Here is a 15,037-nt window from a genome sequence, read left to right on the forward strand (position 1 = left end):
AGGTGAGGTACGTTAAGGTCGAATGGGATCACGACTTCGCTGATGATCCTGTGCTCTATCTCAGCGAGCTTGGCGACGATGGCTACGAAACCCGGAAGGTGCAGTTCTACCGGGATGGTAGATCCGAATGGGCAGATGAGAGTTCCGAAACTGGAACTGTCGGCCTCTCGGAAATCTCGTTCCCGCCTCTGGAGGAAATCGACAGCCAGTCGGAGTTCACTGCCAAGGTGATTACTCCAGAAGAGTTCGAGAGCGCATGGAACGGGGCGCGCGGGAACTCCTGACGTGCCACTGCATTCTTCTTGTGGTGTGCCATAGCGCAAAGAGCGCTTCCATTCCGGTGATAACAGAAGCTCGGCGCCCTGCTGACTGTCGGCAGGGCCCCGAGCCCTTGACGGCAACGCTGACGGCAACGTCAGCGGACGACGGCTGCGGCGGGTGGGTCTTCCGGTTCGTCGTCGGTCTGGCCGAGGGCGTTGCCGAAAGTGTCGATGGCCTGGCGTTGGAGGCGGAGCCTTACGTGTGCGTAGACGCCGATGTGGGCGTGGCCCAACAGCTCCTTAGACCGTGTCCTATGTGGTGAGGCGGACCAGTCGCTTGTAGCAGCAGAGGGCTGCGGCGAGACCGAGGAAGGCCGGGTAGTTGCGGGGATGGCGCTCGTAGCGGTGGTTGAGCCGGCGGTAGCCGGTCAGCCAGGACATGGTCCGCTCGATCACCGCGTTTCCCTCGGAGCCATTTCCGCAGCTCAGGTATGTCATAGGCCTTGTCGGCGTGCAGACGCCGGGGCTTGAAGTGACGGCCGCGATGGGGGTCGTGTCTCGTTTGGTGACCGAGCACCATGGGCTTCAGTGCCTGGCTGTCGTGGGTATTGGCCGCGGTGACACCGACGACGAGGGGCAGTCCGTTCGCGTCCGACAGGACGTGCATCTTGGAACCCGGCTTGCCCCGGTCCACAGAGCTCGGACCGGTGAGGTCACCCCCCTTTTTTCGCCCTGCCATGGGCGGAGTCGAGGACGGCGCGGGACAGGTCGAGCAGGCCGGCGTCGTCGAGGCGATGCAGGATCTCCTCGTGCAACCGGCCCCACACTCCCGCCCTGGACCAGATCAGGAACCGGCGGTGGGCGGTCGACTTCGATATCCCGAAGCAGGGCGGCAAGGCCCGCCAGGCACAGCCGCTGACCAGGACGTAGATGATCGCGGCGAACAAGGTCTCATCAGGCGTGTCCGGCGTCCCGCCGCCCTGCGGCCGCACCCGAGAGGGCGGGATCAGCGGCTTCGCGATCTCCCACAACCCGTCCGGAACAATCCAACTCCACGTACCCCGCCCCATAACCAGCCCAACGACCGCCTCACCACATAGGACACGGTTTTAGACGTCATCTCATTTGGTGAGTCTGCGGTAGCAGATGAGGGTGCAGGCGATGCTGGTGAAGGCGAGGAAGTGGTCGGCTTTGCGTTCGTAGCGTCGGTGGAGGCGGCGGCAGCCGGCGAGCCAGGACATGGTGCGTTCGATGGTCCAGCGGTGGCGGCCCAGCCGCTGTGAGGACTCGATCCCTTTGCGGGCGATGCGGTGGGTGATGCCGCGTCCGCGTAACCATCGCCGCAGGTGGGGGTAGTCGTAGCCCTTGTCTCCATGAAGCTTGCCCGGCTTGCGCCGCCTGCGTCCGCGGCGGGATCGGATCGGCGGAATGCCCTGGACCAGGGGGATCAGGGCCTGGCTGTCGTGCAGATTCGCGCCTGAGATTCCGACGGAAATGGGCAGACCGCCCCGCTCGGTGATCAGGTGGATCTTCGAGCCGTACTTGCCCCGGTCCACAGGATTCGGACCCGTCAGGTCCCCCTTTTCAAGGCCCGCGTGTTCACCGAGTCGATCGCGCAGCGGGTCCAGTCCAGCTCGCCGCGGGTGCCAAGCTCGTCGAGCACCACGCGGTGCAGCTTGGCCCACACCCGGACCTTCGACCACTCACTGAACCGCCGATGGGCCGTTGCCCCTGACAGCCCAAACGACGCTGTCGGCAGCTGCTGCCACGTACAGCCCGACGTAGCCACGAACACGATCGCCGCCAGCACCTCCCGGTCGCCATGCCGACGCCGACCACCGCCCTGAGGCCGCAACGGCGCCTCCGGCACCAGCCGCTCAACAATTCCCATGACCTGTCGCGCCTACGACTCGCTCGAGCAGGTGGTTTCAGTCCAGGTCGCCTGGAGGTCACGGCAGACAAGGGTGAGGGTGCCATCCCAGCAGGCAATCTCGTGGCTGCAGCCGTCCCTGTGCGGCAGGATCTCGTCCAGAATCACTGCCCCGAGGTCCGTTCCCCGGTCCTCGTCGACGGGATCGATGACGAAGCTGGACACCCCTGTGTAGCGGATCAACAGGTCCTGGTCGTGCTTCCAGCAGTTGTGCTGGAACTCGACCTCCATCTCCTCACCGCCGGCACCCCGGACAGCCCTGAGCGTCAGGTCCTTCACACATCGCCTGCTACTGAAGTCGTAGTGGTCCGTGTCCGTGGCGAAAGCCCAGGCGCCTGACGGTAGGTCACCGGATATCAAGGGCAGGCGGCTCAGGTAGTGAGCCGGGTCCAAGACCCCTGACAGGTCGCCGACCTGCGCATCGAGATTGACGTACTCCATCTACCTTCGCCCCCCCCCCCCCCGCTCACGACTTCCCACTGGCCGACGAATCGTCGCACGGACTCACCAAATGAGATGACCTCTTAATGACGACGAGGTCGACGCCCTGTTCCAGGAGCAGGGTCGCGGTCGAGTGCCGTAGGTCGTGGAAGCGGATGCGTCGGAGTGCGGCCCTGTCGAGGAAGCTGCGGAAACGGCGGGTGAGGTTGGCAGGGTCGAGAGGCCGGCCAGTCGGCGTGGTGAATACGAGCCCGCTGTCGCTCCAGTCCGATCCTGCTGTCTCTCGCTCCTTGTCCTGCCGTCCTCTGTGCTCCTTGAGGGAGTGGAGGCATTCGGTCGGGAGCGCGATACGGCGCTCGGACGCCCGGGTCTTGGTGGGCAGGTGGGTGAGGCCGCCGGTGCGGGTGCGTTGGAGTGAACGGCGGATGCTGGCGGTCCCGCTGTTGAGGTCGAGGTCTGCCCAGTGGAGGCCGAGGAGTTCGCCTTTGCGGAGGCCGGTGCGCAGGGCGAGTTCGTACAGCGCGTGCAGCCGGTCGGCGCGGGCCGCGTCAAGGAACTGCCGGGCTTCGGCCACTGTGAGCGGACAGAAGCGCCTGGGCTGGTACGTGGTGGTCTTGACGTTGCGGGCGACGTTCCGGGGCAGCTCGTCCTCCCGGACGGCGTGTTCCAGTGCCGACTTGAGCACGGAGTGCACGTAGGCCACGGTCAAAGCGGACAGATGCTTCTGGCAGCACTCGCCGATGGCGCAGCATTGCTTCCGTTCGGTGTCTAGCCCCTGGGCGCAGCACTGGCAGGCGGTGCGGAGCCGGTCGAGGAAGGTGCGCACGTCCTTGGCGGTGAGGCGGGCGACCTTCTTGGTGCCGAGGCCAGGGATGAGGTGGAGGCGGACGCAGGCGGCGTAGCGGGTGTGGGTGTTCTCGCGGAGCCAGTGGACGGCGACGCTGCCGAGTCAGTAGGTGAGGTAGTCGCCGACGGTGCTGTCGGCGGTGGCGACGGGCAGGCCGCGGTTGCTGTCGGCGATCTTCTCGGCGAGTTTGTCTGCGGCTTCTCTCCGGGTGGTGCCGTAGACGCGGACGCGTTTGCGGGCGCCGTCGGCGGCGAGGACGTAGCCAGCAGCTTCCCAGCGGCCGTCCTTGCGTTGGTAGATGGTGCCTTCGCCGTTGGCCCGGGCCTTCTTGCGCTTGGGGCGGTCATCGGGATGCCTCTTCCAGGTGGCGCTGGACGTAGTCGTCCAGGGCGTGGGCGGGGATGCGTCGGGCGCGGCCGATGGTCAGTGAGGCCAGGCGGCGGGTGCGCAGGAGGTCGTAGAGGGCGGAGCGGCCGATCTTGAGTCGGGCCATCGCTTCCGGGACGGTGAGGAGTTCGTCGTCACGCACGAGCTGTCACCATCTGGTCGCGCATCGGGCCGCCGCCGATGAGGGCGGCGAGGCGTTCGAGGTCGGGGGTGAGGCCGGTGCCGTCGTAGGCCCAGTGGGCGAGGACGAGGGTGGTCGGGGAGGTCGGAGGGGTGTGGCGGCGGTGCCAGGCGGCTCGGGCGGCCTGGAGGGCGCCGAGGGTGGTTGAGTAGGCGCGGGTCTTGGTGGAGAAGTGGCCGCGGAAGCCGAGCATGTGGGCCCACTTGCGCAGGTTCAGGTGCTTGAGGTCGTCGCGCGCGCCGAGGGCCCAGGCGGTGCGGATCATGCGGGCGGCATGCTCGGGCACGGAATCAAATCAGAGGTCGGTGATCCTCTTCAGCCGGTGGTCGAGGGTGCCGGTCGCGGCTTCGGTGCCCTTGGCGACGTATCCAGCGACCTTGCCCTCGGTGATCGTGGTCCCGGCCTGGAAGGCTGTGGACCAGATGATCCTGGTGTCGATCTGCTGGCCGAAGGTGAAGGAGTGGGCGCGTCCGTTGATCTCGGGTCCGTCGATGTGGGCGCGGGTGGCAGCGAGCCGGATGGCGTCGGCCAGGAGTTCGGGGGTGGCCCAGGCGGGTGGTGGGGTGTAGGGGCCTGCGGGGCCGTCGAGGCGGATCACGGCGTGGAAGTGGATCAGTCCGCGCTGCTGGTACTCGGCGACCTTGGCGTACGAGACCCGGACGACCTTAGAGAGCAGGCGTTGCGGGACACCGGAAACGGCGCCGATGGTGCGGCGCAGGTGGAGCATGAAGCGGGCCCACAGGGCCGGGGCGTGGGCGTTCCACAGCACCGCGCCGGTGTAGTCATACCACTCGGGGGCGAGCGGCGTGCCAAGGCGCGGGTCGTCCTTGGCGTGGGTGCGTCCGCAGCGGCAGCGGGCGGAGCCGCCCACGCGTCGCCCGTGGACGGGGCCGTACGAGGGCGCGGTGAGGGTGGCGAAGATGCGGGGGTGGGTGGTGACCTGTTCGGGGATATTCTTGCCGCCGCGCAGGCCGGCGGCGATGAGGTGGTAGGTGTCCTGGCGGTAGAGCTCGGCGCAGAAGGGGCAGCGGGTGGTGCGGCGGTTGCCGCAGCGGACCAGAAGGTGCCCGGCGGGCAGTTCCTTGGATTTCAGTTCGCGCAGGATCTCGCCGGTGAAGGCATCGATCTCGGTGCGCTGGCCTTCGAGCCGGATCGGCTGGGCGCACCCGCCGAGCGAGGTCAGCTGTCGGACCAGGCCGAGCAGGTCGCGGTACCCGGTGAACGTGGGCAGCGCGGCCGTGGCGGTTTCGGGGCGGGGGATTGTGGAGGTGGGGTCGTGCGGTGGCATGCTGGCGGGACCTCTCTGCGCTGCGGCAAACGCGTGCGCCGTGGATGGATGGGAGGGAGGCCCCGGCAGGGACGAGGGTTTGGCGACTACACGCCCTTGCCGGGGATCACTGCGAAGCGGAACCAGGAGGCGGCGGTCACGCGGCCTTGTCCAGATCGAAGCGGTCGGGCAGGTCTCTGACCTTGAGCCCTTCGGCGCACATCAGGTCGTTGATCTGCCAGCAGGCTTCGGTGGGCAGGTAGACCGAGCGCAGCCGGACGGGGCTGCGCATGTCGCCGACGGAGGCGATGGACACGCCTTGGGGCATGGTGCGGTCGGCGGCGGTGATGTCCAGTTCCCGGCCGTCGGGGAAGAGGTGTAGGAAGTCCTCGACGGTGTCGACGCGGTGGCAGATCCGGGCGGACAGGTTGGTGCGTACGGCGGTGGTGAGCACGTCCGCGGAGGGCTTCTGGGTGAGCAGCCACAACCGGATGCCGAACTTGACGCCCTGGCTGGCGATGGCCAGCAGCTCGGCCTCGAAGCGTTCGCGGGCCTTGCGGTCCGGGTGTCGGGTGTAGTTCGCCACTTCGTCGATCACCACGAGCAGCAGTGGCAGCTTGGGGCTGAACTCGGTGATGCGGTCGGTGCTGCCGGACCAGAACAACCGCTCCCGGTGCTGCATCTCCTCGCGCACCCAGCGCAGGATCTCGGTGGGTTCGTCTGGGTAGATGGCGTCGGAGACCTTGTAGGCGGTACGCCATCAGGGTGCGACCGCACCGAGGTTGGGGTCGATCACGATCAGACGCACGTCCCGCATCAGCGAGGCATAGGCGAGCAGCGTGTTGACGGTGATCGATTTGCCGGAGCGGGTGAGGCCGGCGACGAGGGCGTGGGCGGAGTAGGCGAGGTTGAGCACGATGGGGGTGCCGTCCTCGTCCCAGCCGAGCAGTACGTCATCGGTGGAGACGAACTGCCCCGGTCGGCAGGCGGGGGAGCCGTCCGGGCCGAGGAGTGGTGAGCGGATCACCGCCTCCAACGGCTCACGCCGGAAGCCGCGCGCGACGATCACTCCGGGCTTGGGCTGACTGATCCGGATGCGACGCATCCCCCAGGCGTCACACAGGCCCTCGCTGGCGTCCTGCCAGGCGCTCAGCCCGATCTGCGGTAGGGCATCGGCGGTGACGGTGACGCCGAAGGCGTCGGCGCGAGTGCGCAGGCACGGCACCAGCACGCGCGGCTTGGCGGGTTGCTCCTGGGGTCCGTACTGCTGGAGCACGGTGGGAGTGGCGTCCTTGACTGCCAGGCCGAGCATCGGAGCGAGCCGCTTACAACCCCACCGCAGCCGCCGCGCCTGCCGCAGGCTGACCCGGGTCTCGGCATCGGCCCGGTACCAGCGGGCGAAGCAGTACCCGGCCCAGCCCAGCAGCCCGAACACGCCGAGACCAACCACGGCCAGGAGCGCGAGCCCGAGGGGGTTGTCGGTCATCAGGCGCCCGCCTTGGCGGTGACGGCGTCGGCGCGCAGGGAGATGCCGTGGCGGTCCTTGCCGTTGATCTCGTTCTCCCAGGCCGACGCGACAAGCCCGGTGAAGACGACCGGCAGGCCGACCTTCAGTCCCTTGCCGAGACCCGGCTCCGGGACCTTCACGGTGATCACTTCGGCGCGGCCGTTGAAGGCGAACATCACGTCCACCAGGTGCAGGTGGGCGCCGGTGGCCCGGTCGATCGAGGGCTGCTGGCCTTCGCGGTCCTTGAAGTGCGGCCGCGACTCGGAGGCCAGGATCAGCATGGCCTGGGACTGGTCGATGGGCATGGTCTTCACGGCAAACCTCCAGGTAGAGGGGTGCGAGTCACTCGTGTGGGTGATCGCGTGCCGCAACCATACATTCGGTCCATCCAAAGTCCATTCCTATTGAGTTCCATCCGTTCTTGGGGTGGTCCATCCATTAGGCGGCTACTCTGGCCCCGTGAGGCCGCTGAGCTGGTGAAACACGACAGTCAGCGGGCGGCCTGCGGCTGGTGGAATCGGACTGGGACCAGGGATGGACATGGCTGCTGCTGACGAAGCGCGCTTGACGTTCGAACGCATCGCGGACGACCTGCGGCAGCAGATCCGGGACGGCGAACTGCGGCCCGGCCAGCTCCTGCCGACGCAGAGCCAGCTCATGCAGACCTATAAGGCATCGAGCCTGACCGTACAGAAGGCGATCCGGCTGCTCAGGAACGAGGGCTGGGTCATCGCCCGCCAGGGGCGCGGCACCTTCGTCACGCGCTCGGCCGACTTCGAGGACGCCTTCGGAAAGGTCGCCGGCGATCTCCAGCAGCAGATCTACTCCGGCGCTCTGGTGCCTGGCGCCAGGCTTCCCACGCGCGAGATTCTAGCAGAGCGTTACGCGGTGCCGCCGAACGTGGTCACCAACGCCATCGCCCTGCTGGCCGGCAACTTCCTCCTGCGCTACCCCGGCGAACTGCCCGGCGACGAGGTCTACGTACGCGACTGGGACGACCATGGCTTCGCCACCCAGCTCATCCACGGCCGACTGGTCCGCAAGATCAGAGACGGATCACTGGCCAGGGGGGCCAGGGTCACCGTGGACGACGTGGTCGACACGATCGGCGGCGACCCGGAATCCGCCGACCAGGCACTGACCTTCCTCACCCTGGAGGGCAGGATGAAGAAGGCCCACCAGCGCAACGGCTCGATGGCGTATGTCGTCGTGGGGGGCGAGTTCGGCACAGAAGTGCCAGTCACGGTGCAGCCGGTGGACGAGCCGGGCGAACCGTCGACTGCCCCGCCAAACGAGTTCCCGGCTGCGGCCGAAGTGGCGGATCTTGCCTACAAGCTGGAGCGAGCCCTGGAGCGGATCGAGGAGCTGGAGGAGCGTGTCGAACGCCTCGAAGGCCGTGACGCGGACTGAGCAGGACGTTGACGTCCGTCTCCGCGCTGCGGTCGCACCGCTCCCGGGCCTCCCGCCGTCCCCGTCCGCGACAGCAAGACCCCCACCGGCCCCGCGCTCTTCTTCGCGGCCGACGCCTGGGCGTCCTTCGTGGACGGGGTCAAGGGCGGGCCGCTGGGGGGCTGACGGAACGGCCCCCGCCCACAGGGGCGGAGGCCGCTTCGTACCGCTTGCTCAGGGACGTCAGAACAGCAGGTTGTACCGCTGCCAGCCGCCGCCGATCCGGGCGCGGGCCCCGAACGGCTTGGAGGCGACGCCCGTGCCCTGGTAGTACCAGAGCGTGCCGGAGGCGTCCCGGGCGACCAGGTCCGCCTTGCCGTCCGAGCTGAGGTCGCCCGGCGACACGACGGAGTTGTAGATGTGCCAGCTGGTGCCGGTCTGGACGCGACCGGCGAACGGCCGGGACGCCGTGCCCGTGCCCGCGTACAGCCACTGGTTGCCGGCCGTGTCGCGGGCCACCAGGTCCGGCTTTCCGTCACCCGTCAGGTCGGTGCCGCCCACGAGCGAGTTGTAACCGCCCCAGCCGGCGCCGATCCGCACGCGGGTGCCGAAGGGGGCCGTCGTGCTGCCCGTGCCCGGGTAGAGCCACAGCACGCCCGCCGTGTCCCGCGCGAGCAGGTCCGCCTTCTTGTCACCGGTCAGGTCGGACGCGCCGGTCAGGGAGTTGAAGGCGTTCCAGCCGGCTCCGACGCGCTTGGGGGCCTTGAAGATGCCGCCGTCGCCGGAGGTGGGGAGGAACCACAGCACGCCGCTCTTGTCGCGCGCCACGGCGCCGGGGCCGGTGCTCTGGACGGTCACCGGGGCGAGCCGGGTGAGCGCCGAGTACTGGTTCCAGCTGGAGGGCCCGCCGACCAGGTCGCTGTAGCCCAGCGGCTGCTTGGCCTTGCCCGTACCGAGGTAGAAGAACAGGTCGCCGGAGGAGGTGCGGCCGATGAGCTGGTAGCGCGGGACCACCGGGACCGGGCTGGAGACCGTGAAGTCCGCGGCCTTCTCCGGGTTTCCGGTGCCGAAGCTGTACACCTCGTAGACGGCGGTGTTGCGCAGCCGCCAGGCGGGCGTCTTCGCGTCCGCCTTCAGGCCGTAGGTGATCGTGTAGTCGCCGGGCGCCTTGACGTCGCAGCGGATCTCGCCGCCCCAGCCGATCTCGCCGAACGAGTGGTCGCACTCGGCGCCGGCGGCACCGGCCGCGGTGACGCCGTCGACGGTCACCTTCAGCTCGCCCTCGTCCCAGCGCCGTTCGCCCGGCGCGGGGGAGAGGCTCATGTTCAGCTTGCCCTTGTCCACCGCGTGCAGCTTCACCGTGTGCTTCACGGTGCCGCCGGCCGGGAGCGTCGGCGTGGACAGGGTCATGGTGTTCTGCGCGACGTGCGCCTTGGTCCTCACCGTGACCGTCGCGTGCGACCGGCGGTCGCCGATCGCCTTGGTGGCGGCGGTCTGCGCCTCCTTGATGCCCGCGTCGACGCTCTTGCCGCGCGGCACGTAGACGAATCCGTAGTAGGCCGTCGTGCCGTTCGCGGCGGAGCCCGTCGTCGAGATCTCGGGCGCGGGGAAGCCCACGTCCTTCAGGTCGCACAGGTAGACCCCGGCGATCCCCGGCTTCGGCGCGCAGCCGTCCGCCCGCTCCACCTTGAGGCCGGCGGGCAGGCCGCCGCCGGACCACGTGGCGTCCTTCAGCGGCTTCTTGCTCAGTGCGTAGACGAACGTGCCGTCCGGCTGACCGGTGTTCTGCCCGCCGGAACCCGCCGGAGACAGCTCCGCCCAGCCCTCGCCCGGCATGAGGACCTTGTCCGTGACCGGGTCGGTGTAGTACGTCGGGTCCCCGGCGGCCACGGCCGCCCCCGCCCCCACGAGGCCACCGGTGGCGAGCAGCACGGCCACGACACCGGCTCCCAGAAGCTTCCTCAAAAAATCCCCCACTGTCGATCGATCGAACAATCGCGCGGAAAGTAGCACGGGGCTCGGACACCGCCGCGCGGCGGGGTCTTCGCCCGGGCTCCCGGCGGGGACGGGGAAGGGCCGGGACCCGTGACGGGTTCCGGCCCTTCCCGGGAGGTACGCGCGCCTACTTCGCGGCGACCTCTTCCAGGCAGAGGACGAACTTGTCCGAGTCCAGCTGCTGCGCGAGCGCCGCCTGGCCCTCGCCGCAGCTGTTCAGGTCGAAGGTGTCGTCGTTGACCTTGATGACCTTGAAGAGGTCGGGCTTGCCGGAGGAGCAGTCGACGGTGTCGACCTTCGGGTCGTTGTCCGGCCCGGTGACCGTGACGCACTCGCCGGCCTCGGCGTGCACCGGGGCGTCGCCGGTGAGGTGCGGGAGGCCGAGCTTCACGGCGACGGCGACGACGATCGCGACGACGACGCCGCCGATCTTCTTGAGGATCGCGGAGCCCTTCTTCGCGGGGGCGGGCTGCTGCTCGGGGGCAGGCTGCTGCTCGGGGGTGAAGGGCGCGGGCGGCGTCGTCATGAGGGTTTCCTTGAAGGTATGGACATGATCAGACGCGAACGTTACATGCGCCAAAAGCGGCAAAAAGGATCACGAAGATCCACTTGCCGATCATTTGCCGAGTCGTGATCCTGTCGCCCCGTCAGGGAGGCCGTTCCGTGGCCGATGACGTCCCGTCAGGGACGCGGGCCCATCATCCGCTGGTGGTCCAGCGCCCTGCGCAACTCCGCCGGAAGCGGGTGGTACGGGCCGTACGCGCGCTCCGCGTCGAAGAGCAGCCGCTGGAGCTGGTCCCGGCCGGCCGTGTGCTCGCCCGCCGCCAGGAGCAGCAGCCCGATCCGCTGCCGGATGTCGAAGGCGCGGGCGGGCTCCCGCTCGTAGTACGGCAGGACCGCACGGAACTCCGCGAGCGCGGCCGCCGTCTCCCCCAGCTGCTCCAGGCACAGCGCCGCGTCGTAGTGGAACTGGAGCGTCTGCGGGTCCGCCGGGCCCGCCTCCGCCTGGCGGTCCGCCGCGAGCCGGCGCAGCTCCGGCAGCGCGCGCCGGTACTGGCCGTCGTCCATCAGCGTCGACGCGTACTGCTTGCGCAGGATGCGGACGACCGGCGAACGCTCCCCGTGCTCGGCCTCGGCCGCGGGCAGGATCCCGCCGAGGACGTCCACGGCCTGGGTCAGCGACCCCTCCGCGAGCAGCCGCTTGACCTCGTCCACGGCGGCGGCCACGTCCGGGCGCGCGAACGGCGCGGACCGGTCGTACACCCGGGGGTCGGCCCGCGGGCCCGGGACCGGGGTCGGGGCGTGCGTGGGCACCGGCGGGATCGGGACGGGGGGCGTCGGGACGGGAGGGGTCGGGCCCGCGGGCGTCTGCGCGCGGTCCGGCCAGGGCGCGTGCGGGCGCAGGAACGGCCGGGTCGGGTCCATCGGGCCCGCCGGGGCGCCGCGCGCGGGCAGCAGCGGCAGCAGGTGCTCGTACACCTCGTGCGCGCCGGCCGGGCGGTCCCGGGGGTCCTTGGCGAGGAGGCGAAGCACCAGCGCCTCCAGCGGCTCGGGGACCTCGGGGCGCAGCCGCCGGAGCGGGACGGGCGGGTCGTACAGGTGGCGGTGCAGCACGCCGAGCGCGGTCGAGCCGGAGAACGGCACGTCCCCGCTGAGGAGTTCGTGGAGCAGCACGCCGAGCGCGTACAGGTCGGTGGCCGGGCCGACGGCGCCGCCCATGGCCTGCTCCGGCGCCATGTACGCCGGGCTGCCGATGGGCGAGCCGGTGTGGGTGAGCCGGGTGGTGTCGGTGTCCAGGACGGAGGCCACGCCGAGGTCGAGGACGGTCAGCGTCCCGTCCGGGCGGATCATCACGTTCCGGGGCTTGAGGTCGCGGTGCACGATCGGCACCGCGTGCACGGCGGCGAGCACCGCGCACAGCTGCGCGGCCACGGACACCGCCCACTCCCACGGATACGGGGAGTGCTCGGCGAGGTGGTCGGCGAGGTCCGCGCCCTCCACGTACTGCATGACGAGGTACAGGTCCTCGCCCTCGCTGCCCGCGTCGTGCACGGTCACCAGGCCGGGGTGGGTCACGCGCGCGGTGACCCGGCACTCCCGCACGAAGCGGCGGCGCAGCTCGTCGGCGGAGGAGGCCTGGCCGTTCATGCCGGCCGGGCGCAGCAGCTTCACCGCGACCCGCCGGTCGAGGCGTCCGTCGTACGCCGTCCAGACCTGCCCCATGCCGCCCTGGCCGACGACGGTGGCGAGCTCGTAACGCCCGCCGACGACCCGCCCGTTCACCGGACGCCGTCGCCTTCCCGGGGCTCCCCGGTCTCCTTGCGCAGCAGGTGGCTCAGCTCGTCGAGCTCGGCGCGGACCTGGTCGATGCGGGGGCCGGGCGGCTGGGGCACGGGGGTGGCGGGGCCCGGGACGACGGGCGGGTGCGCGACGGGGGCGGTGTACGGGTTCGGCCGCACGTCCGCGCGCGGGACGGTCGCGGCGACGCCGTCGCTCCCGTACGCGTCGTACCCCGCCGGGCCGTACGCGTGCACGGTGCGCGGGCCCTCCGCGTGGCGGATCTCCCCGAACAGGTAGTACGTGATCGAGCCCGCCACCAGGGTCACCATCACCCCGACCGCGGCGAACGACTCCGCGGTGCCGGCCTCCTTGTCGCCGGTGGCCGCCGCGTACGCGAACAGGGCGGCCGACCCCGCGAACAGCACGCCGCACACCACCCAGTCGCGCACCCTGCGGGTGACGCACGCGAGCCGGAGCAGCGGCGCCCAGGACAGGAAGCCGCAGCTCAGCAGCGCGAGCAGGCAGAAGAGGACGAGCAGCGCGATCCGGCCACCGGAGAGGGAACTCCTCGGCGGCCGCGGAACCTGCGGGACCTGCGTGGGGCCGTACATCCTGCTGCTCCTGCTCGGACGGATCGGGGTGCGGAGACGAGCGTATACACCCGTGCGGACAACGGTTCCGGGATACCCGGAACCGTTGTCGAAGAGATGAGGAGCGGAGGGTTCAGCCGAGGGCCGTGACGGTGTTCCAGCCGCTGTCGGAGACCTGGCTGCTCGGGCCGTCCGTGGGGTTGGAGCCCGTCGTCCCCCCGGCGTAGAACCGCAGGGCGCCGTCGCCGGTGGTGGCCCACATGTCGGCCCCGCCGTCGCGGTCGGCGTCCCCCGCGCCCGCGATCAGGGGACGGTTGGCGGTCGTGTAGCCGCGGCCGTACTCGGTGCGGGCGCCGAACGTGCCGCCGGCCTGTCCGCGGTAGAGGTGCAGGACGCCGTCGCGGGTGTCGCGCACGAGGAGGTCGGGGCGGCCGTCGCCGGTGACGTCGCCGGGCCCGGTGACCGTCATCGGCGCCCAGCCGCCGTTGCCGATCTCCTTGCGGGGCTTCACGGCGGCCTTCCCGGCCGCTGCCGTGTCGTTCTCGTACAGCCACAGCTTGTTCTCGGCCACGACGACCAGGTCGGGGCGGCCGTCGCCCGTCACGTCCCCGACGCCGGCCACCTGCGCGTCGGCGGCGACGGTCCCCACGGTCACGGGCGACTTCGGGATGCCGTCGAGGCCGCCCGAGTACACCCGCAGCTGCTCGCCGACACGGGCGACGAGGTCCTCCCGGCCGTCCCCGGTCCAGTCGCCCCGATGGGACACCGACGCGCCGGCCCAGCCGCCGTTGCCGATCTCGCGAGAGGCGCCGAGCCCGCCCGCGCCGTCGCCCGGGTGGACGTACAGCTTGCCGTTGGTGCCGACGGTGACCAGGTCCGGATTGCCGTCGGAGCCGAACAGGTCGCCGGGGACGCGGGCCGGGGCGGGCTGGTCGCCGAGGCGCACGACGACCGGGGCGTGGTCCGAGAAGCCGTTCGGGGCGACGCCCTCCCGGTTCTCCGTGGTGTCCATGCGGGAGACGTCGATGTCGCAGGAGGAGATGGCGCGGCCCGTGGCCGGCCGGGTGACGAAGAGGTGGTCGAACTCGTGCCAGGTGTGGCCGGTGCCGTTCCAGCCGTGGTGGGTGACGCCGTGGACGCAGTTCTCGAAGGCGCCGGTCAGCGGCGCCATGAGGGAGTTCTCCGCCTCGCGGTTGAAGTCGCCGCCCACGGCGGCCCGGGCGACGCCCTGCCGTGCGGCGAACGACTCCACGAAGTCCTTGACGTTCGCGATCTGCTGTCCGATCCGGGGGTCCGTGGACCCGGGGATGACGTGCGTGTTGCAGACGGCGGTCGACCGGCCGGTCACCGAGACGCACTGGACCGGGAGGATCCGGTGGTCCGGGTCGGGCGTCACCCCGGGCAGCGCGTCCTGGGAGGCGCGGGCGGCGATCCCGCCCTTGACGGCGATCAGGTTGCCGAGCCGACCGCCCTTCAACTCGCCCCGGCAGGCGCTGCCGTAGAGCCGGCCGCCCTCGGAGGCGTCGACGTCGCGGGTGACCGGCGCGAAGTCGAAGCTCCAGCCCTCCGGGCCGAGCAGTTCCTTCAGGCGCCGCTGGTGGTAGCCCTCCACCTGGGCGATCCCGTCGACGACGGCGGGCACGCCGGCCGGGGCGCCGCACACCTCCTGCATGACGATCGCGTCGGCCTTCTGCTCCTTGATCAGGGCGACGATCTCCCGGACCTTCACCTCGTTCTCGGGCAGCGTGGCCCTGGAGGGGCAGAAGGCGTCGGAGCCCCGCGACCCGCCGGCCTCGCCGCAGATGTTCCACGACACGATCGTCATGGGGGAGGGCGCGGCCGGGGCGGCCTGGGCGGTCGGGGCGGTCAGGCCGAGCAGGGTCAGTCCGCCGGCCAGCACGGCGGTCGGTATCCGGTTCAGTTTCATGAGGTGTCCAGGAGTCGGGGGGGGGCGGGGGCGGGG

At 70.3% G+C, this 15,037-nt stretch carries 13 protein-coding genes and 4 pseudogenes; 3 read left to right on the top strand and 14 right to left on the bottom strand.

Annotation, left to right across the window (positions count from 1 at the left end):
• Window positions 1–2 precede the first annotated feature (2 nt).
• Window positions 3–284: a DUF6881 domain-containing protein gene (locus tag ADL08_RS29170; RefSeq protein ID WP_053648253.1), complete on the top strand. Its 282-nt coding sequence runs from the start codon at window positions 3–5 to the stop codon at window positions 282–284.
• Window positions 285–572: 288 nt separating this feature from the next.
• Here ADL08_RS29170 and ADL08_RS36865 read toward each other — a convergent pair.
• The 9 genes and pseudogenes from ADL08_RS36865 to ADL08_RS29230 form a co-directional block, all read right to left on the bottom strand.
• Window positions 573–1,330, bottom strand: a pseudogene (locus tag ADL08_RS36865) (IS5 family transposase).
• A gap of 51 nt (window positions 1,331–1,381) precedes the next feature.
• A protein-coding gene (locus tag ADL08_RS36040; protein ID WP_234352304.1) for an IS5 family transposase occupies window positions 1,382–2,151 on the bottom strand; the annotation gives its coding sequence in 2 pieces (ribosomal slippage) (window positions 1,382–1,842 and window positions 1,842–2,151; 771 coding nt in all).
• A gap of 12 nt (window positions 2,152–2,163) precedes the next feature.
• Window positions 2,164–2,631, bottom strand: coding sequence for a hypothetical protein (locus ADL08_RS29200; RefSeq protein WP_053648259.1), 468 nt, complete (start codon window positions 2,629–2,631; stop codon window positions 2,164–2,166).
• An 82-nt stretch (window positions 2,632–2,713) separates the two neighbouring features.
• Window positions 2,714–3,778 (bottom strand): annotated as a pseudogene (locus ADL08_RS29205) (tyrosine-type recombinase/integrase); the annotation flags it as partial.
• Window positions 3,779–3,821: 43 nt separating this feature from the next.
• On the bottom strand, window positions 3,822–4,007 hold the full coding sequence (locus ADL08_RS29210; protein WP_078967997.1) for a helix-turn-helix domain-containing protein: 186 nt from the start codon (window positions 4,005–4,007) through the stop codon (window positions 3,822–3,824).
• Window positions 4,000–5,334 (bottom strand): annotated as a pseudogene (locus ADL08_RS29215) (replication initiator). The gene ADL08_RS29210 and the pseudogene ADL08_RS29215 overlap by 8 nt, the downstream one beginning before the upstream one ends.
• Window positions 5,335–5,470: 136 nt before the next feature.
• On the bottom strand, window positions 5,471–6,007 hold the full coding sequence (locus ADL08_RS29220; protein ID WP_053648261.1) for a hypothetical protein: 537 nt from the start codon (window positions 6,005–6,007) through the stop codon (window positions 5,471–5,473).
• A 66-nt stretch (window positions 6,008–6,073) separates the two neighbouring features.
• A complete protein-coding gene (locus ADL08_RS29225; protein WP_053648263.1) occupies window positions 6,074–6,799 on the bottom strand; it encodes an FtsK/SpoIIIE domain-containing protein in 726 nt (241 codons plus the stop codon).
• Window positions 6,799–7,125, bottom strand: a complete 327-nt coding sequence (locus ADL08_RS29230) for a hypothetical protein (protein ID WP_225620051.1) — start codon at window positions 7,123–7,125, stop codon at window positions 6,799–6,801. Before ADL08_RS29230 ends, ADL08_RS29225 begins: the two co-directional genes overlap by 1 nt.
• Window positions 7,126–7,360: 235 nt before the next feature.
• Here ADL08_RS29230 and ADL08_RS29235 point away from each other — a divergent pair, with 235 nt between their 5' ends.
• Together ADL08_RS29235 and ADL08_RS36045 are read left to right on the top strand one after the other, a co-directional pair.
• Window positions 7,361–8,230, top strand: a complete 870-nt coding sequence (locus ADL08_RS29235; RefSeq protein WP_234352305.1) for a GntR family transcriptional regulator — start codon at window positions 7,361–7,363, stop codon at window positions 8,228–8,230.
• Window positions 8,231–8,284: 54 nt separating this feature from the next.
• Window positions 8,285–8,395 (top strand): annotated as a pseudogene (locus tag ADL08_RS36045) (DUF397 domain-containing protein); the annotation flags it as partial.
• A gap of 57 nt (window positions 8,396–8,452) precedes the next feature.
• Here ADL08_RS36045 and ADL08_RS29240 read toward each other — a convergent pair.
• The 5 genes from ADL08_RS29240 to ADL08_RS38515 form a co-directional block, all read right to left on the bottom strand.
• Window positions 8,453–10,147 (bottom strand): FG-GAP repeat domain-containing protein, encoded by a 1,695-nt coding sequence (locus ADL08_RS29240; protein ID WP_053648268.1) that lies wholly within the window; start codon window positions 10,145–10,147, stop codon window positions 8,453–8,455.
• Window positions 10,148–10,331: 184 nt separating this feature from the next.
• Window positions 10,332–10,730 (bottom strand): LppU/SCO3897 family protein, encoded by a 399-nt coding sequence (locus ADL08_RS29245; RefSeq protein ID WP_053648270.1) that lies wholly within the window; start codon window positions 10,728–10,730, stop codon window positions 10,332–10,334.
• Window positions 10,731–10,885: 155 nt separating this feature from the next.
• A complete protein-coding gene (locus ADL08_RS29250; protein ID WP_053648272.1) occupies window positions 10,886–12,487 on the bottom strand; it encodes a serine/threonine-protein kinase in 1,602 nt (533 codons plus the stop codon).
• Window positions 12,484–13,095: a hypothetical protein gene (locus ADL08_RS29255; RefSeq protein ID WP_053648274.1), complete on the bottom strand. Its 612-nt coding sequence runs from the start codon at window positions 13,093–13,095 to the stop codon at window positions 12,484–12,486. Before ADL08_RS29255 ends, ADL08_RS29250 begins: the two co-directional genes overlap by 4 nt.
• A 112-nt stretch (window positions 13,096–13,207) precedes the next feature.
• On the bottom strand, window positions 13,208–15,037 hold a 1,830-nt coding region (locus tag ADL08_RS38515), incomplete at its 5' end, for an FG-GAP-like repeat-containing protein (RefSeq protein ID WP_234352306.1).

The organism is Streptomyces sp. NRRL F-6492 (genome assembly GCF_001280125.1).
In the GTDB taxonomy this organism is placed as follows: domain Bacteria; phylum Actinomycetota; class Actinomycetes; order Streptomycetales; family Streptomycetaceae; genus Streptomyces.